The 16925-nt window shown below is 57.6% G+C and carries 19 protein-coding genes; 2 read left to right on the top strand and 17 right to left on the bottom strand.

Annotated features, from left to right (window positions below; translation table 11 throughout):
- Positions 1 to 11: 11 nt before the first annotated feature.
- Complete coding sequence (amiA, locus tag F4V61_RS08205) at positions 12 to 881, top strand: N-acetylmuramoyl-L-alanine amidase AmiA (protein ID WP_038394995.1); 870 nt, start codon at positions 12 to 14, stop codon at positions 879 to 881.
- Between the two features lie 2 nt (positions 882 to 883).
- Positions 884 to 1783, top strand: coding sequence for an oxygen-dependent coproporphyrinogen oxidase (hemF, locus tag F4V61_RS08210; RefSeq protein WP_000801393.1), 900 nt, complete (start codon positions 884 to 886; stop codon positions 1781 to 1783).
- 113 nt (positions 1784 to 1896) lie between these two features.
- Here the strand turns inward: hemF and eutR are convergent, their stop codons facing one another.
- From eutR to eutS, 17 genes are all read right to left on the bottom strand, one after another.
- Complete coding sequence (gene eutR, locus F4V61_RS08215) at positions 1897 to 2949, bottom strand: HTH-type transcriptional regulator EutR (RefSeq protein ID WP_058819474.1); 1053 nt, start codon at positions 2947 to 2949, stop codon at positions 1897 to 1899.
- Positions 2950 to 2996: 47 nt separating this feature from the next.
- Positions 2997 to 3491, bottom strand: a complete 495-nt coding sequence (gene eutK, locus F4V61_RS08220; protein ID WP_038394987.1) for an ethanolamine utilization microcompartment protein EutK — start codon at positions 3489 to 3491, stop codon at positions 2997 to 2999.
- Positions 3492 to 3503: 12 nt separating this feature from the next.
- A complete protein-coding gene (gene eutL / locus F4V61_RS08225) occupies positions 3504 to 4163 on the bottom strand; it encodes an ethanolamine utilization microcompartment protein EutL (protein ID WP_001111055.1) in 660 nt (219 codons plus the stop codon).
- A gap of 9 nt (positions 4164 to 4172) precedes the next feature.
- Entirely contained in the window at positions 4173 to 5069 is an 897-nt protein-coding gene (eutC, locus tag F4V61_RS08230) for an ethanolamine ammonia-lyase subunit EutC (protein ID WP_080160997.1), read from the bottom strand.
- 18 nt (positions 5070 to 5087) lie between these two features.
- Positions 5088 to 6449, bottom strand: a complete 1362-nt coding sequence (gene eutB, locus F4V61_RS08235) for an ethanolamine ammonia-lyase subunit alpha (RefSeq protein ID WP_000769984.1) — start codon at positions 6447 to 6449, stop codon at positions 5088 to 5090.
- A gap of 11 nt (positions 6450 to 6460) precedes the next feature.
- The gene (gene eutA, locus F4V61_RS08240; protein WP_080160996.1) at positions 6461 to 7864 is read right to left on the bottom strand and encodes an ethanolamine ammonia-lyase reactivating factor EutA; all 1404 of its coding nucleotides are present in this window, start codon (positions 7862 to 7864) and stop codon (positions 6461 to 6463) included.
- Positions 7861 to 9087, bottom strand: a complete 1227-nt coding sequence (gene eutH / locus F4V61_RS08245) for an ethanolamine utilization protein EutH (RefSeq protein ID WP_000512408.1) — start codon at positions 9085 to 9087, stop codon at positions 7861 to 7863. The genes eutA and eutH overlap by 4 nt, the downstream gene beginning before the upstream one ends.
- Before the next feature lie 45 nt (positions 9088 to 9132).
- Positions 9133 to 10320 carry an ethanolamine utilization ethanol dehydrogenase EutG gene (gene eutG, locus F4V61_RS08250; RefSeq protein ID WP_079832596.1) on the bottom strand — a complete coding sequence of 396 codons (1188 nt, stop codon included), beginning with the start codon at positions 10318 to 10320 and terminating at the stop codon, positions 9133 to 9135.
- A complete protein-coding gene (eutJ, locus tag F4V61_RS08255) occupies positions 10310 to 11149 on the bottom strand; it encodes an ethanolamine utilization protein EutJ (RefSeq protein WP_038394978.1) in 840 nt (279 codons plus the stop codon). Before eutJ ends, eutG begins: the two co-directional genes overlap by 11 nt.
- A 10-nt stretch (positions 11150 to 11159) precedes the next feature.
- Entirely contained in the window at positions 11160 to 12563 is a 1404-nt protein-coding gene (locus F4V61_RS08260; protein ID WP_038394977.1) for an aldehyde dehydrogenase family protein, read from the bottom strand.
- Positions 12564 to 12574: 11 nt separating this feature from the next.
- Positions 12575 to 12862: an ethanolamine utilization microcompartment protein EutN gene (eutN, locus tag F4V61_RS08265; protein ID WP_000762202.1), complete on the bottom strand. Its 288-nt coding sequence runs from the start codon at positions 12860 to 12862 to the stop codon at positions 12575 to 12577.
- Between the two features lie 112 nt (positions 12863 to 12974).
- Positions 12975 to 13265: an ethanolamine utilization microcompartment protein EutM gene (gene eutM, locus F4V61_RS08270; protein WP_000387720.1), complete on the bottom strand. Its 291-nt coding sequence runs from the start codon at positions 13263 to 13265 to the stop codon at positions 12975 to 12977.
- Between the two features lie 40 nt (positions 13266 to 13305).
- A complete protein-coding gene (gene pta, locus F4V61_RS08275) occupies positions 13306 to 14322 on the bottom strand; it encodes a phosphate acetyltransferase (protein WP_058819467.1) in 1017 nt (338 codons plus the stop codon).
- A complete protein-coding gene (eutT, locus tag F4V61_RS08280; RefSeq protein ID WP_080160995.1) occupies positions 14319 to 15122 on the bottom strand; it encodes an ethanolamine utilization cob(I)yrinic acid a,c-diamide adenosyltransferase EutT in 804 nt (267 codons plus the stop codon). Before eutT ends, pta begins: the two co-directional genes overlap by 4 nt.
- Positions 15119 to 15808: an ethanolamine utilization acetate kinase EutQ gene (gene eutQ / locus F4V61_RS08285; protein ID WP_038394971.1), complete on the bottom strand. Its 690-nt coding sequence runs from the start codon at positions 15806 to 15808 to the stop codon at positions 15119 to 15121. Before eutQ ends, eutT begins: the two co-directional genes overlap by 4 nt.
- The gene (eutP, locus tag F4V61_RS08290) at positions 15786 to 16265 is read right to left on the bottom strand and encodes an ethanolamine utilization acetate kinase EutP (RefSeq protein ID WP_000820748.1); all 480 of its coding nucleotides are present in this window, start codon (positions 16263 to 16265) and stop codon (positions 15786 to 15788) included. Before eutP ends, eutQ begins: the two co-directional genes overlap by 23 nt.
- Before the next feature lie 12 nt (positions 16266 to 16277).
- Positions 16278 to 16613 (bottom strand): ethanolamine utilization microcompartment protein EutS, encoded by a 336-nt coding sequence (gene eutS / locus F4V61_RS08295; protein ID WP_001031445.1) that lies wholly within the window; start codon positions 16611 to 16613, stop codon positions 16278 to 16280.
- Positions 16614 to 16925 lie beyond the last annotated feature (312 nt).

Genomic DNA, 16925 nt, shown 5'->3' on the forward strand with positions numbered 1-16925 from the left:
ACTCAGGCCGTATGAGCAACTTTAAACTCCTAAAAACTCTCACATCGCGCCGCCAGGTACTCAAAACAGGTCTGGCGGCCCTGACGCTGTCAGGTATGTCGCACGCATTAGCCAAAGAAGATACGCTGAAAACGAGCAATGGTCACAGCAAACCCAAAACTAAAAAAACCGGCAATAAACGGCTGGTGATGCTTGATCCCGGACACGGCGGCATCGATACCGGCGCAATTGGCCGCAATGGTTCTCAGGAAAAACACGTCGTGCTGGCAATCGCCAAAAATGTACGCGCTATTCTGCGAAATCACGGAATAGATGCGCGTTTAACCCGGACAGGGGATACCTTTATTCCGCTGTACGATCGGGTGGAAATCGCCCATAAGCACGGCGCGGATCTATTTATGTCTATTCACGCCGATGGTTTTACGAATCCGAAAGCGGCGGGCGCTTCCGTTTTTGCGCTTTCCAACCGTGGGGCCAGTAGCGCGATGGCGAAATATCTCTCCGAGCGCGAAAACCGCGCGGACGAAGTGGCGGGTAAAAAAGCCACTGACCGGGATCATCTGCTACAACAAGTCCTGTTTGATCTTGTGCAGACCGATACTATTAAAAACAGCCTGACGCTGGGTTCGCACATTCTCAAGAAAATCAAGCCAATACACAAACTACACAGCCGTACTACCGAACAGGCGGCTTTCGTGGTGCTAAAATCACCGTCAATTCCGTCGGTCCTGGTGGAAACCTCGTTCATTACCAATCCGGAAGAAGAACGTCTGCTGGGTACGACGGCGTTTCGCCAGAAAATCGCTACGGCGATTGCCAACGGCATCATCAGTTATTTTCACTGGTTTGATAACCAGAAAGCACATACGAAGAAACGGTAATCATGAAGCCCGATGCACAACACGTAAAACAGTTTCTGCTACGCCTGCAGGATGATATTTGCCAAACGTTATCCGCTGTGGATGGCGCAAACTTTATCGAAGATAGCTGGCGACGCGAAGCGGGCGGCGGCGGACGTAGTCGGGTATTACGCAACGGCGGGATTTTCGAACAGGCGGGCGTTAATTTCTCTCACGTTAACGGCGATGCGATGCCCGCGTCCGCCACCGCGCATCGCCCGGAACTTGTCGGGCGGAGCTTTGAAGCGATGGGCGTGTCGCTGGTAGTACATCCGCGCAATCCGTATATTCCCACCAGCCACGCTAACGTGCGCTTTTTTATTGCCGAAAAACCGGGCGCCGATCCGGTGTGGTGGTTTGGCGGCGGGTTCGATTTAACGCCCTACTACGGTTTTGAAGAGGATGCCGTTCACTGGCACCGCACGGCGCGGGATCTCTGCCAGCCGTTCGGCGAAGACGTTTATCCACGCTATAAAAAGTGGTGCGACGACTACTTCTTCATTAAGCACCGCAACGAGCAGCGCGGCATTGGCGGATTATTCTTTGACGACCTGAATACGCCGGATTTCGCCAGTTGCTTTGCGTTTATGCAGGCGGTAGGTAAAGGCTATACCGAGGCGTATCTACCCATTGTCGAGCGGCGTAAAACTATGGCTTGGGGTGAGCGCGAGCGCAGTTTCCAGCTCTATCGTCGCGGTCGCTATGTCGAATTTAATCTGGTATGGGATCGCGGCACGCTGTTTGGCTTACAGACCGGGGGACGCACCGAATCCATCCTGATGTCGATGCCGCCGTTAGTGCGCTGGGAATACGATTACCAGCCCAAGGAAGGCAGCCCGGAGGCAGCATTGAGCGAGTTTATTCAGGTACGCGACTGGGTGTAATTACCTGATAACTGCTCCGTTTCGTAAGACGGATATCGCCATCCGGCATGGGCATCGTCTCATTGACTGATGGCGGCTTGCTCATTATCAGGCCTACCTACACAAGCCATATATCATGCCCACTGACGCATCCGTTGATGCAGCGTCAATGACGGTTTCTCGGCAAACAGTTGCTGATAATCGGTGGCGAATTGTCCCAGATGCCAGAATCCCCACTGCATGGCGGCGTCTTTCACCGTCGTGCTTTGCGACCAGGGGCTTATCAGTTCCCGGCGTACCGCATTTAAACGAATACGTTTCAGCCACGCATTGGGGCCGATGCCCAAAATCGCGTGAAACGCATTTTGCATCGTGCGACGGCTCACATGCAGTTGATTACATAAATCAAGCACCGTCAACGGCTCCGACATATTTTCCAGCACATACTCCCGAGCCCGAGACAGTAACCTGCGATATCCTTGATGGCTGATACTTTCGGCGCTATGAATCGGCTTCGCCTCTTCCAGCATCGTGCCCATCGCCAGCAACAAATTATCACTTAACACCTTACGCACCGCGGGTTGATGCAGGGTTTCAGGGCTCTCGCTGAAGGTGGCCAGCGCCTGCTGCACAAAGCCCCACAGCGCCGCTTTATGCTGCTCTTTTACCTCCAGCGCTAACTGGTTACGCAACATATGCAGCACCCTTTCCGGGTTATGCAAAAACGTGGCCTGCCGGGAAATGACATCTTCTGAGATAACGACACCCAGAATGGTGTAATCGTCCGGCGTACTCAGTTCAAATTCGGTGCCTCCCGGTCGGGTGGCAATCTCAGCGCTGCCAAGCCCCTGAGCGCCAATAAACCCCTGCTCGCCGCGTGTCGCCGGAATACCAAACCAGAAAGAGTTTGGCCAAACCAGACACGACTGACGCAGCGCCAGGCCGGTGTATTCACGGAACACCTGAATCTCATCAAGCAGGATTTCCGTGAACTCGCCATGAAATTTGCCCGGGTGTAGCTGATCGTAGATCTGCTGCCAGGCGGTAATGGTCAGGGCATGTTCATAGACATCCGTCGTCCGCCGCTGATGAACATTGTCCACCTCGACTCTGGGCGTAAGTTTAACGTCTTCGGGTAACGCTTCATGATAAAGATGGTGTAAATTCGCTGTACGGGTCTTTTTCATGATCTTTTATGCCGGACGCCCGCCAGGACGCCCGGCCCTCCGACAGATTAATTTTTGATGCGATAGCGACTACTGCGTTTACGCAATACTCCGTCAGAAAAGAGGCTTTCCAGCACATTTCTGGCCTGCTCCAGCGGCCAGCCAAAATGCGCGGCAACCTCTCCCGCCGTCATTCCCTGACGTACTGATGCCAATAGCGCCAGTAACGCTTCGGCGAACTCTGGCGTCGCGGGGACGTCTGACGTTTTCTCAGGCGACGTTGGCGCACGCGTAAACCCGCCGATCAGCCACTGGGTATCCTCCTCCGGGCGACCAATTTCTTTGCGGCTAATCACACGGCCTGCGCGCTGAGCGGCGGCGCTTCCGGCATCCAGCGCCGCACGACATGCCGCCAGATCGCCCTCCACCACCAACGTTAGCCTGCCAGGGTCGAGCACTTGATGACTGAGCAAACGCACGTTGGCGGCTTTCAGCATGGCATCCGCCGCATCGACGGCGGCGACCATGCCGTCCACTTCCAGTAATCCCAGGGCATTGATCATCGGCAACCTCCGTTACGCACGCTGGACAGGATTACGGGCGATATCCAGTACGGCGTCGGCGAACGCGTTACAGGCAGCTTTACACGCAGCCTGGCTTCCGGTTAAGAACGCCGCCGAATAGTTGGTTTCCGACGGCGGCGGTACGTAAGTCACCAGTTGGACGTCTGCGGATTTCATCGCCGCGTCAATGCCGAATGTCGCTTCCAGCGGCGGCGCCACCAGGTAGGCCATCGGATCGCCCAGCGCGATACCTGCGGTGGAAGAAAGATATGAGCCGGTACGCGAAACCACATGCGCCAGGAACGCCGTATTTTCTGCATCGTTCGCCCACTGGAACGCTGCGCCATTTTCAATGCTGGCGACCATCGCATCCAGACCGGCCCGCACTTCCGCCGGGTTAGGCCCGCCGAGCATAATCAGCACCTCACCCGCGGTGGGCGATGGCCCGTGAGCCGCCCCGGCGTACAGCGAACGGCCATACACCACTTCGACCATTGCCTGTTTGGTCGCTTCATCTGCGGCAATATACGTCACGTCATCAGAGTCTGCAGTGATGAGTCCGAGGCTACGTATATGCGGCGGTAATTTAAGTTCTCGCGCGAAACCGTCATTCACGGAGGCAATCACGCGCATCGCGGTGACTGAAGGTCGAATCAAATCTAATGCGGGCATGATGCCTCCTTAACGGGTCATATTGATACCGGACGCTTTCTGCTCCAGCATCCGTTTGGCCAAATCCACAATCACGGCGGCCGCTTCTACCGGCGGCGTACCGCCCTGGTGAATATTCGAAATACAGGTACGATCCGCTTCGACGGTGGTCGTTACGCGCGGCGAGTACACGGCGTAGCAGGAAAGGCTTTCCGACTGGCCTAAGCCCGGACGTTCGCCCACCAGCAAAATCACTACTTTCGCGCCAAGAAGCTCGCCAATTTGATCTTCAATCTTCACGCGGCCATAGCGCACAAAGAACGGCGTGCCAACCTTAAGCCCTGCCTGTTTCAGACCCGCCAGCAGCGGTGGCAGGATCTCTTTATAGTTAGCGGTGATCGCATCCGTAGAGAGGCCGTCGGAGATCACCACCTGCACATCCGGGTTCATCACACACTGCGATTTCAGCGCGTCAATGGCTTCCTGGCTCAGGCGACGCCCCATATCCGGGCGGGTCAGGTAGCGGTTTTTGTCGCTGATTTCCGAACGCACTTCTAGCAGCCCCTGGGCTTTCACCCATTCTTCTGGCACCTCTTTGAGCACGGTGTCTTTCGAACGGGAGTGATCCGCCAGGAAGCGTAACAGCGCCTGGGTACGTGGACGCGGCCCGGCACGACCAGTACAGACGCGTGCCGCAGTACTGCGACGCAGTTCGGTCAGCACATCCGCACGATGCGGGTTCTCGACGCCAATCCAGGCTTTTGCCTCCGCGGAACCCAAATCCAGCGCGCAGCTTTCAGTCGCCGTCGGCGCGGCGCGCTGCGGCTTTGCGCCTTCCTGCGTTGACGGCGCGACGGGTTGCGGTACGTCCTGTCCCATTGACGCCATCACGCTACGTACAATTTCTTCAATCTGTTTTTGATCCATGGTGTTATCCCCGCGTCATCAGAAGAACAGTGACGGATCGCCCGCCCGTTTGGTCAGACGACCATTTGCCATAATGCCCATCGTTTCCAGCCAGCGTTCAAACTCCGGAGACGGCCGTAAATTCAGCAACTGACGGACGGTGGCGGTATCGTGGAAAGCGGTGGTCTGGTAGTTAAGCATGATGTCGTCGCCGAGCGGCATCCCCATGATGTAGTTACAGCCGGCGGTGGCGAGCAGAATCATCAGGTTTTCGTTGAGATTTTGGTCGGCGTCGGCATGGTTGGTATAGCAGCAGTCGCAGCCCATGGAGATGCCGCTCAGCTTGCCCATAAAGTGATCTTCCAGGCCAGCACGAATAATCTGCCGATCGTTGTAGAGATACTCCGGCCCGATAAAGCCCACCACGGTGTTAACCAGGAACGGATCGTAGTGCCGCGCCAGGCCATAGTTACGCGCTTCCATCGTCACCTGGTCGGCACCAAAGTTCGCGCCAGCCGACAGCGCTGAACCCTGTCCAGTTTCAAAGTACAGGCAGTTTTCCCCGGCGATGCGGTTGAACTCTGCCCCCACCGCCCGCGCTTCGTCGAGCATTGCCAGCTCCACGCCGAACTCTTTTAAGCCCTTCTCGCTACCGCAAATGCTCTGGAAAATCAGTCCGCCCGGCGCGCCCCGGCGTATCGCTTCAATCTGGGTGGTGACGTGCGCCAGCACGCAACCCTGCGTCGGAATATTGAATTTATCGATAACGCCGTAAACGGTGTCGAGCACGCGGGTCAGGTTTTCCACGTCATCGGTCACCGGGTTGACGCCGATCACTGCATCGCCTGAGCCGAAAGAAAGCCCTTCGTAGATTTGCGCGGCGATACTCTGCACATCGTCACGGGTATCGTTCGGCTGCAAACGGCAGCTAAAGGTGCCCGGAATACCGATGGTAGTATTGGCTTTTTTAATTACCGGCATTTTCTTACCGCCGTAGATCAGGTCGGCGTTGGAGCAGATTTTCGCCACTGCCGCCACCACTTCGGAGGACAGGCCTTTGCGGGTAAACGCGATGTCGTCCACGGAGGTTTCATCGCTCAGCACGTATTCGCGCAGTTCGCTGATGCTCCAGTTTTTAATCCGGTTATAGGCCGTTTCGTTGACGTCGTCCTGAATCAGGCGCGTCACGCAGTCCTCTTCATAGGCAATCACCGGATTGTTGCGGATATCCGCTACCGTCATTTCCGACAGTACCTGTTTTGCCGCTACGCGCTCCTGCGAACTTGCTGCGGCAACCCCGGCCAGCACATCCCCCGAACGCAGTTCGTTGGCTTTAGCCAGTACCTCTTTTACATCCTTAAACTGATAAACATTGCCGAACAATGTGGTCTTTAGTTTCATAAGTCGTTCCCTCAGGAAGGAAATGCGAGTGATTTCACCGTCACCGGCACAACCGATCCGCCAAAAAGAGGCGTACCAATGTCGATATAGTCTCCCGCCCGCACGACCACCTCATCGATGACCGCCAGCGGAAGTTGCGGTAACTGTGGGCGCAATAACATGCCCAGCGCTTTACCCAAATCCTGTTCGGCCACCACCAGCAGAGGATGCGGATTGGGATAACGCGCGACAAAAGCCGTCAGCGCGTCGATGACCGTGAGTAATGCGGCGTAACGCACTGGGAGCGTGGCGGGAAGCGCCAGCACGTAAGCGTCGGTTTGCGGGTCGAGATCGAGCTGGAGAAGCGCCTGCCGCCAGGCATTCACCAGATCGGCATCATCCTGCGGGATCGCCACCGGCAGGTTGCGCAGCGGCAGTTGAACGTCTTCCAGCCAGATAGTGCTGCCGGAAAGCGAGAGTGTATGCGCCCCCGCGCCGATGACCGTGGCGCGTACGGTTTGCGCCGGAAACTGCACGTTCATCTCACGCAGACGCGGGTGCTCATGCAGCGCGGTCGCCAGCAGCGGCCCGATATCAGAAAAGCAGAACGGGTCGGCAGGCTGATGGCGATAACATTCGCCGACGCCGCCGGACAGCGTGATCACCTCCGGCGTAATATCGGCGGGCAGCAGCCCGGTTTGCATCAGCGATTGCGCCAGCGGCGTGAGCGTACCGGCGATAACCTCAACGATGAGAGCCGCCATCCGCCGCGCCACCTGTCCCAGTTGCGCTACGGTCAACGCGCGGGCATCGGTGCCTGCGCCAAAAACCTCATCGACAATCCGCTGTCCTGGCTGATGCGCGTGGACCACCCGTCCCTGGCCGTCGGTTTCCAGCAGGCGACCACCGACGTTAAGGCAGGCGGTGCCGCTGACTTTTCCCGCATCAAACAGCGCGTAGTTAGACGTGCCGCCGCCGATATCAATATTCAGCACCCGACACATCCGCTGCTCAGACAAGCTTTGCGCCCCGGCGCCGTGACCGGCAATGACCGATTCCAGATGCGGCCCGGCGCTGGCGACCACAAAGTCGCCCAGCGACTGCGAGAGCGCCATGACCGCCGGACGGGCGTTGCGGGTTTTGGCGCTTTCGCCGGTGATAATGATCGCCCCGGAGTCCACCGATTCAGGCGCGATGCCTGCGGCCTGATACTGGGCCAGAATCAGCGTTTTAAGTTCTGCCTCTTTCAGACCGCCCTGCTTATCCACGGGCGTAAAGAAGACCGGGCTTTGCCAGCTAATGTCGCGTTTGATGAATTCGTAGCGCGGCACCTGCGACACCGCCGCACGGTTAACCAATTCCAGGCGCGAGAAGATCACCTGCGTAGTGGTGGTGCCGATATCGATACCGACGCTCAGTAGCTGGCGAGTATTCACGATTGCGCCTCCGCTTCGGTTTTCACCTGTGCGGCGTCATCTTTCGGCACCAGCATCATCGCCACGCCAATTGCCGTCACGCCGCCGATCAGCTTGCCGACAATCATCGGGAAGATCATGGCGTTCATATTGGCGGCGGCGAAGCCTAAATGGTCGCCCAGCGCGAACGCCGCAGAGACGGCAAATGCGCAGTTAATCACTTTGCCGCGGGTATCCATCTGCTTCATCATGCCGAACATAGGGATATTGTTCGCCAGGGTCGCCACCATGCCCGCCGCCGCAATATTATTTACGTTCAGCAGCTTACCGACATTCATCAACGGTTTTTCAAACCAACGTGTCAGCAACAGCACCATCGGGTAGGCGCCGAGCAGCACGCAGGAGATAGAACCGATCACTTCAATGGCGCGCATCACTTCGCCTGGTTTGTCGCCAGGGGCCATAAAGATAGGGTCAAGACCCGGAATTAACTCCCAACCCAGCAGGAATTTGACCACCGCAGCCGCCAGACCGATGGTGATCAGCGCCACCAGAAATTTGGCGAAGATCTGGAAACCGTTGATCATTTTTTCTGGGATAAACTTCAGCCCCAGCGCCACCAGCACCGCGACGATTAATACCGGGATCATGTTCATCAGGATAAGCGTGAAGGTAAACTCCACCGGCTGACCGTTGATTTGCACGCCTGAGTACATGGCGATCAAACCACCCGCAATACAACCAATGGGAATAGTAACGATACCCGCCAGTACGCCAAGCGCCAGGTAACGACGGTCAGAGGGTTCGATAATGCCAAGCGCCACCGGAATGGAGAACACAATGGTCGGCCCCATCATCGACCCCAGGATCAACCCTGAGTATAGCCATGCCGCCACATCACCGCCTGCCAGCTCTTTGGCGAGGAAGAATCCGCCCATATCACAGGCCAGCAGCGTACCGGCGAACATGGATGGGTTTGCGCCCAGCATTTCGTATACCGGGATAATAACCGGCCCCAGTACATGCGCCAGCACCGGCGCCAGCGCGGTCATACCGACCATCGCCAGACCCAGCGCCCCCATCGCCATAAAGCCCTCTTCAAACTGGCCGCCGGCCCCTTCGATACTCTTGCCGAATTTACCGAGGAAGCGCGCCGATCCGCCGAACTGCGACAGGACTCTGTCCACGGCGGCAATCAGCATAAAGAACATCATGATGTACATGATGATTTCGTTAATTCCCATAGCCTTATCTCCATTTGCCCTGTGTTTTCATAGACCTGATATTCTTTATTGTGCCGCCGCGTACAACTCGATGAGCTGTTCCTGGCTGGCGGTTCGTGGATTGGTGCGCATACAAATGTCATCCTGCGCCGCCTGCGCCCATGCGCTGTAGTGTTCGGGTCTGGCACCAGCGTCAGCCAGCCGTTTGCTCTGCCCCACTTCGGCAATCAGCTCGCTCACCGCCGCAATCGCATCGCGATCGTCCGATTTCTTATTGGTTAACGCCCGACCGATTTGACTGAAGCGTTCGCGGCATACCATCCGGTTAAAGCCCATGACCGTTGGCAGCAGCATGGCGTTGGCCAGGCCGTGCGGAATATGCAGCGCCGCCCCCGGCTGGTGCGCCATCGCATGACACAGTCCCAGACCGGCGCTGGAAAAGGCCATTCCCGCCATACAGGAGGCCAGTAACATATTTTCACGCGCCGTCAGATCGTGGCCGTAACCCACGGCTTTCGGCAGCGATTTGCCAATCATCGCTATCGCGCCAATCGCCAGGCTGTCGGTAAACGGCGTGGCGTTGAGCGCGCTGTAGGCCTCAATCGCATGAGTCAACGCATCAATACCGGTCATCGCCGTCACGTTTGGCGGAACGCCTTCGGTCACGGCAGCATCAAGAATCGCCACATCCGGCATTAGCGACGCGTGTGCCAGCACCTGCTTGCGCCCGCTGGCCGCATCGATAATCACCGTCACGTTGGTGGTTTCTGAACCGGTTCCGGCGGTGGTCGGCACCGCAATCAGCGGCAGACGCGGGCGTAATGTACTGCGCTCGGTCATTGCGCTCAGCGTCTGGTCAGGGTTAGTCACCAGCAGGGCGACCGCTTTCGCCGCGTCCAGCACCGAACCGCCGCCAAAGGCCACTACGCCATCGCATGCCGCCTCACGCAGTTGCGCCACCGCCGCGCAGACATCGGTGATGCACGGTTCACCCGGCGGGCACGGCCAGACCGTCATCGCGACGCCCTTCATCGCCAGGCTGCGTGCCAGCGGCGCGGTCATTCCCGCCTGATGCAGAAAACTGTCAACCATCACAAACAGATGGCTTAAGCCTCGCGATTGCGCCTCCTGTCCACAGGCGCTGAGCGCCCCAAGTCCGCACAGCGTGACCGGCGGTACGCTGAACGTTTTCACGCGTTGCAGATTCAGGGTGTCGAATGCCTGAAACAGCGCCGTCTGCAGTTCAGCTTGCATAGAGTCCCTCCGCTTTCGCTCTCCCGCTATTGGCTATCGCCAGCGGGGTCATAAACAGGCTGTGCTGCGGTAAATGCACCTGTAACTCCGGGAAACGCTGGCGAAATAACGCCTCCACGCCCGGCTGCATACAGGAACCGCCCGCCAGCCATAAATCAGTCACTCCCTGCCCGGCAATATGCCGAGCGACGATCTCCGCCATCTTTTCGTACACTGGCTTCACTATCGGCCAAATTTCCTGCGCATTGCTGCGCTTGTACTGTTCCGCCTCTTCCAGTGGAATACGGCGGTTGCCCGCCAGCGTCAGGGAGATATGATGTCCGCCAGTGGCTTCATCGGCGGACCAGGTCACCTTGCCCTGTTTGACGATGGCAATGCCGGTAGTACCGCCGCCAATATCCACCACACCCGCGTTATCCAGTTGCAGCAGATCCGCCACCGCCGTCGGTTCATCCAGTACGTGGCTGACCTCTAACCCGGCAGACTCCAGCACGTTGATCGAAATACGCGGGTCGGTGCCCGGCGGGAACGAGGTCGCCGCATGAGTAAAGCGACAGCCGAGCTGCTGTTCAAGCGTGTCGAGATGGCGGCGCACAATGGTCACCGCGCCGAAGAAATCCCAGACGATGCCGTCACGCACGACGTCCGCCCAGTCAAGGCACACCGCCACCGGCTGCGCGTCAGAGTCAACCACTATCGACACCACGTCACAGGTACCCAAATCCACCCCCAGCCACAGCGGTGTGTCACTGGCGGCGGGCGTCTGATGACACAGGGCCGCCGCTTTTTGCAGTCTGGGGGTGAGCCAGAGTTGTTCGTCGTGCGCCATGAGTCATCCCTTATACAATGCGAAACGCATCCACCAATACACAACGACGCAGCCGTACAAAGGTACGCGCGCTGGTCACGCCTTCGCCGGTTGGCGTAGTGATAGTCATGGTGGTCCAGCCTTCACCGCCCAATCCAAGCCCGGCAATGCACGGCCCGTTTTTGACGAAAATGCTGGTGTCGATGGCGTTCGCCATCTGGTTCATATTGTCAATGTTGCGCGAGTGCATCGCCGCCGTATGGTGGCAACCGCCTTCAAGTTGTACCGCCAGAGCGATGGCTTCTTCGACGTTGGCGACTCGCACCACCGGCAGTACCGGCATCATCATTTCAGTGACGGCAAACGGATGGCTGGCCGGGGTTTCAACGAACAACAGGCGCGTCTGCTGCGGCACGTTCAGGCCGATGGCGGCCGCGATCTTGCCCGCGTCACGACCGACCCAGTCACGGCTGACGGTACCTTTACCGCGTTCATCGATATTCTTCAGCAGCACCGGCTGGAGCTGTTCGGCCTGGGCTGCGGTCAGTTTCACCGCGTGCTGACCTTCCATCAGGCGCATTAGCTCGTCGGCGACGCTATCGACCACAATCAGCACTTTTTCGTCGGCGCAGATGATGTTGTTGTCAAACGACGCGCCTTTGACGATGGACTGCGCGGCACGCGACAGGTCTGCGGTCTCATCCACCACCACTGGCGGATTACCGGCTCCGGCGGCAATCAGGCGTTTATTAGTATGTTTGCGCGCCGCGTCCACCACCGCTTCGCCGCCAGTCACCACCAGCAGGCCAATACCGGGGTACTTGAACAGCCGCTGGGCGGTTTCGATATCCGGGTTCGCCACAGTGACCAGCAGATTTTCCGGGCCGCTGGCGGCGACTACCGCCTGATTGAGCAGGGTGATTGCCCGCTGAGAGACCTTTTTCGCTGCCGGATGCGGGGCAAACACCACGCTGTTGCCTGCGGCAATCAGGCTGATAGCGTTATTAATGACCGTTGCCGCCGGGTTGGTGGACGGCGTGACCGAGGCCACCACGCCCCACGGCGCATTTTCAATCAGCGTCAGGCCGTTATCGCCGGTCAGCACCTGCGGGGAGAGACACTCAACACCGGGCGTGCCGCGCGCCTGAGCGACGTTTTTGGCAAATTTATCGTCAACGCGTCCCATGCCGGTTTCGCTGACGGCAAGTTCCGCTAATTCTCGGGCATGTTTTTCGCCCGCCTCGCGAATGGCTTGAATGGCAAGCTGGCGCATCGCCACGCTCTTTAGCCCCTGCTGGGCCAGTTTTGCTGCCGCCACTGCGTCATCCAGGGAGGCAAAAACGCCCATCTCATGAACGGTACTGGTGGGCTTGCTGCTATCCTGCATTTTTAGCAGCACCGCTTTCACCACCTGTTCAATATCCTGTTGATTCATGATGCTCAGTCCTATTTATGGAAAACCACTTTCCCGCCAGCCACCACTTCATCGACGATGCCAATGACGCACAGATCGACCGGTGATAATTCGCTACGATGCGCCTGACGTGCGGAGCTACCGCTGACCAGCAGTACCCACTCCCCGGTTCCCGCCCCGATACTGTCGATAGCGACGGCGCACTGCCCGTCGGGGTTTCCCTTAGCATCGATCATTTCCACCATCAGCAATTTGTCATGCGCCAGTCCCTGATGGCGGACGGTACATACGATTTGTCCTGTGACGACTGCCAGTTTCATATCCGCCTCCATGGATTGTCCGTTGGGTCGTAGGCCTTGAATCTGCGCACCATCAGGCAATGGCGCACATTCATGCCGGATGGCGACGCTACGCGTCTTATCCGGCCTACCATCAAATGTTGCTGTCGCCTTTGAAGCTGATCGGGAACACCTCTTCCAGATCGCCGTGCGGACGTGGGATCACGTGTACCGAGACCAGCTCGCCAATGCGCTGCGCCGCAGCGGCGCCTGCATCCGTTGCGGCTTTGCACGCTGCGACGTCGCCACGCACCATCGCCGTGACCAAACCGCCGCCAATCTGCTTCACGCCGACCAGCTTCACGCGTGCGGCTTTTACCATCGCATCTGAGGCCTCAATCAGCGCAACCAGGCCCCGGGTTTCAATCATTCCTAATGCTTCCATCGTGTTTTCCTCTCATTAAAGGGGTCCAGAACGGGACCGTTCATTCAACCAGTGTTTGTAAGCGGCTTTCACTGCTTACGTCAGCCTGGCGCGGCACGGCTGCCACCAACGCCAGTTCGATAATTTCCTGCACGCTACAGCCGCGGGAGAGGTCGTGAAGCGGCGCGGCAAGTCCCTGAATTAGCGGCCCCACAGCGCGATATCCCCCCAGGCGCTGGGCGATTTTGTAGCCAATATTGCCCGCCTCCAGCGACGGGAAAATCATCACATTGGCGCGGCCTTGTAGCGGGCTGTCAGGCGCTTTTTGCGCGGCGACATCCGGCACGAAAGCGGCGTCAAACTGCAATTCACCGTCCACAAGCAGTTGCGGCGCACGTTCGCGAACGATCTCTGTCGCCTGCTGCACGTTGGCAACATTGGGGTGACGGGCGCTGCCGTTGCTTGAAAATGACAGCATCGCCACGCGCGGCTCTTCGCCGGTAATGGCCCGCCAGGTGTCGGCGCTGGCGATAGCGATATCCGCCAGTTGCGCCGCCGTCGGCTGCGGCACTACGCTGCAATCAGCGAACCCTAATGCCTGACCGGCGTACTGCGGCAGCATCAGGAAAATAGACGACAATGTCTGGCAGCCGGGTTGCAGACCAATCACCCGCAGTCCTGCGCGCAGCACGTTCGCCGTCGAGGAGAGATTGCCCGCGATACACACATCGGCATCACCCGCGCTCACCATCGCGGCGGCGAACATCAGCGGGTCGTTAAGCTTTTCCACCGCGTCCGACGGCGTTTTTTCTCCGGCGCGGGCAAGCCAGCGCTGCGCAAAGCTTTCGCGCATTGGCAGGTTGCCAGGGGGGGCGATAACCTGAATACCATCCAGCGCCATACGATGGCTGAGGGCAAACTGACGCAGCACAAACGGGCTGGCGACCAGAATGGGGCGTGCCAGGCCATGCTGTTGCAGGTAATGCGCCGCTTTCAGCACGCGTTCGTCCAGCGCATCCGGGAAGACCACCCTGGCAGGGGCGCGTACCGCCAGTTCGCGGGCGCGTTCAATGATCATGGCTTCTCTCCCAACCGTTGTTGAATTTGGGCGACCGTCAGCGGATGTTCCGCCACGCTCAAAATCATCATCACGTAAACCGTGCTAGAGAGACGGTTCAGCGCCTGTAAAATGTCCGGGCGCAAGACCTCAAAACTACGGGTAATAAACACCTGCGCGGCGAGGGTTTCCGTTTCGCGCACTTTGGTGCGTAGCAAATTAAGCAGCGCCGCATCGCGACCGTGGCTGGCCTCCGGCACCAGGTGATCGTGGTCGAGATAGCGCAGCGGCTGGTGGGAAAGCCGATGCAGTTCATCCTCGCTCAGCCCGACGATAGACTGCGCCGCCAGCGGCTCATCTATAGCGTCGGCGCGCATAATGTTGCCCAGCCGCGAACGGATATCCGCCAGCCACGGCTGCCAGGGTTCCGCCAGTTCGATTTGTAGCCACACGGTAAGCGCGATGGCGCTGTCGAGCGCGGCGCGAAAGCCGAGGCGCGGGTCGCTTTTGGCGACCATTTTGTCCGCCGTCAGATGGGTCAGCGTATCGGGCTTTTTCACCACCGGCTGGCGACACAGTTCACAGCAGGCCTGTGGGTGCGTATCGCTACTGGTTAAGCCATGTACCGGCTGCGGCTGCTGTTCGTCATCATCGACAAACAGCCGGCCTTGCTGATCCAGAAACTTAATGCGCAGGCGGCGGCTTTCCAGCAATTCCCGGGCCGAGGGCGTCAGTCGTGCATCAGCGGGCAGATGGATCTCCGATCCTTCGCTGAGCGTATGATTCGCTCTGAGCCACGTTTCGGTGATGAAATCGTTCATACAGATTGCCAGTTCGCAGGCCACGCCACGTACAGGAAGCGCACGGACGTTGGCGTGCCAAATTCAATGCTGGAGCCTTTGGGGATGAACATCACATCTCCGGCTTTGGCAATTAGGGTTTCGCCTTCATGGCGTACGTGCAGTTCGCCTTCCAGCACCATGTCGATTTCGTCGTAGTTCAGCGTCCACGGAAAAAAGGCGTTGTCCCACTGCATAAACCCGGCAGCCATGCTGCTACCGTCCTGCTCTGTAACCAGATCGGTTAAGCCGACGCAGTGCGGCTCGGCGCCGTCGAAGCGGCCAAATTTCACGCTGCTGCCGTCAATGACTTTCACGCCGCCTTTACCCGTGACGGAGGTAAAGCTCGGCTGCATCGTCCCCAGTTCCAGCGACTGCTTTTCCTTCAGCACTTTTTCCATCAACTGCGCCACCAGGCTTTCAGTAAACTGCCCTTCCGGGAGCTGCGCGATGATGGCTTCCCGAATGCGCTGGCTTTCGCTTTTACACGCTTGCGTCGATGTGGATACCGGGACGGACTCGTCGCATTCGGTAATCGTGAAGCCCAGGAGCTCCGCCACTTCGCGAGCCTCCGGGGTAATAATGCTGGCGCGCAGTACTACCGACATCGCCTGTTCGCCGCGGGCGTGGGCCGCACGAATATCGTTAGCTGTGATAAGTTTTTTCACCTGCCTCTTCCTCCTGTTCACTGAGAGCCGCCAGATAATCCACTAACTGCCGCACGCTTTGCGGGTCGTGGCCGTTGAGCTCGAAAATCGGCTCCCGGAATCCAATCTCGCAAAGCAACTGCCGCGTAGCGGCGATGTCGGCATCCGGCATGTCCGTTTTGCTGATGACGGCGATATGTCGTTTACGGGTTCCAACATCCAATAACCCGGCAGGTAAGCGACTTTCTTTATCGTTTGCCGCGTGGACATAAATCAGCGTGTCCACATCCTGCAACGTGGTAATTAAGGCGTGATACCAACGGGGATGGCTAAAATATTCCCCCGGTGTATCGATATCGCCATGATCATTAAATTCCACGGCCTGCGTTTTTCTGGCGAGGGAATAATTTCCCCGTAACGCGTTAAAAAGCGTTGTCTTTCCGGCACCGACCGCGCCGACAAAAGCAATACGTTTCATTACCGCCACCAATTAACTTTTTGTTAACTCACACAGGGTGAAGTTTAATAATCGCCCCAGCCCGCTGACCGTCTGTAATAGCGCTTCTTCTACTGCGCCGACGGTGCCATAAATCACCAGCGCGCCGCTAAATCTGTCGAGAAAACCGATGTGTACATCAGCAGCCTTCATCGCTAAATCACCCGCGATCATGGCCGTTTCCCCCGGCGTTAAGGTCATAATGCCAATCGCGCCAGCATCGGGAACGCCGATCTTTTTCGCCAGTTCTTCACCAGGGTGCGCAATGAGATGCGCCAGCGTGACCTGTTTGCCCGGCACAAATTCCTGAATAATGCGTTCTTTATTCATTGCTCACCGTCTCCACTGAAACTGCCGTCATCGTGGCAATTTTTTGTCGGAGTAAATAACAAAATTCGGCAAGGTGATGTAAAAGGTGAGGTAGATCACTAAGAAAAAGAAAATAAAAGTGACTTCTGTCGAAGGTGTTAACGATAAATATCGTGGTACATCACATTTTCAGGCGTAATTCTGAATTCAAGCCTTTTCCGCAATAAATGCCTCACCGGATATTCTTTGTATTACTACCATCGATAAAAATAATTCGTATCACTCGATTTCTGCATAGTACAGATTCAGTGAAATAAGTAAGGGTAAACGCAA

This window comes from Salmonella enterica subsp. arizonae, assembly GCF_008692845.1.
Classification (GTDB): domain Bacteria; phylum Pseudomonadota; class Gammaproteobacteria; order Enterobacterales; family Enterobacteriaceae; genus Salmonella; species Salmonella arizonae.

Coding starts and splice junctions, on each gene's coding strand:
- eutG (WP_079832596.1), bottom strand. CDS start 10,320: ATGCAAGCTGAACTGCAGACGGCGCTGTTTCAGGCATTCGACACCCTG.
- amiA (WP_038394995.1), top strand. CDS start 12: ATGAGCAACTTTAAACTCCTAAAAACTCTCACATCGCGCCGCCAGGTA.
- F4V61_RS08260 (WP_038394977.1), bottom strand. CDS start 12,563: ATGAATCAACAGGATATTGAACAGGTGGTGAAAGCGGTGCTGCTAAAA.
- eutK (WP_038394987.1), bottom strand. CDS start 3,491: ATGATCAATGCCCTGGGATTACTGGAAGTGGACGGCATGGTCGCCGCC.
- eutJ (WP_038394978.1), bottom strand. CDS start 11,149: ATGGCGCACGACGAACAACTCTGGCTCACCCCCAGACTGCAAAAAGCG.
- eutH (WP_000512408.1), bottom strand. CDS start 9,087: ATGGGAATTAACGAAATCATCATGTACATCATGATGTTCTTTATGCTG.
- hemF (WP_000801393.1), top strand. CDS start 884: ATGAAGCCCGATGCACAACACGTAAAACAGTTTCTGCTACGCCTGCAG.
- eutL (WP_001111055.1), bottom strand. CDS start 4,163: ATGCCCGCATTAGATTTGATTCGACCTTCAGTCACCGCGATGCGCGTG.
- eutM (WP_000387720.1), bottom strand. CDS start 13,265: ATGGAAGCATTAGGAATGATTGAAACCCGGGGCCTGGTTGCGCTGATT.
- eutT (WP_080160995.1), bottom strand. CDS start 15,122: ATGAACGATTTCATCACCGAAACGTGGCTCAGAGCGAATCATACGCTC.
- pta (WP_058819467.1), bottom strand. CDS start 14,322: ATGATCATTGAACGCGCCCGCGAACTGGCGGTACGCGCCCCTGCCAGG.
- eutR (WP_058819474.1), bottom strand. CDS start 2,949: ATGAAAAAGACCCGTACAGCGAATTTACACCATCTTTATCATGAAGCG.
- eutB (WP_000769984.1), bottom strand. CDS start 6,449: ATGAAACTAAAGACCACATTGTTCGGCAATGTTTATCAGTTTAAGGAT.
- eutP (WP_000820748.1), bottom strand. CDS start 16,265: ATGAAACGTATTGCTTTTGTCGGCGCGGTCGGTGCCGGAAAGACAACG.
- eutC (WP_080160997.1), bottom strand. CDS start 5,069: ATGGATCAAAAACAGATTGAAGAAATTGTACGTAGCGTGATGGCGTCA.
- eutS (WP_001031445.1), bottom strand. CDS start 16,613: ATGAATAAAGAACGCATTATTCAGGAATTTGTGCCGGGCAAACAGGTC.
- eutN (WP_000762202.1), bottom strand. CDS start 12,862: ATGAAACTGGCAGTCGTCACAGGACAAATCGTATGTACCGTCCGCCAT.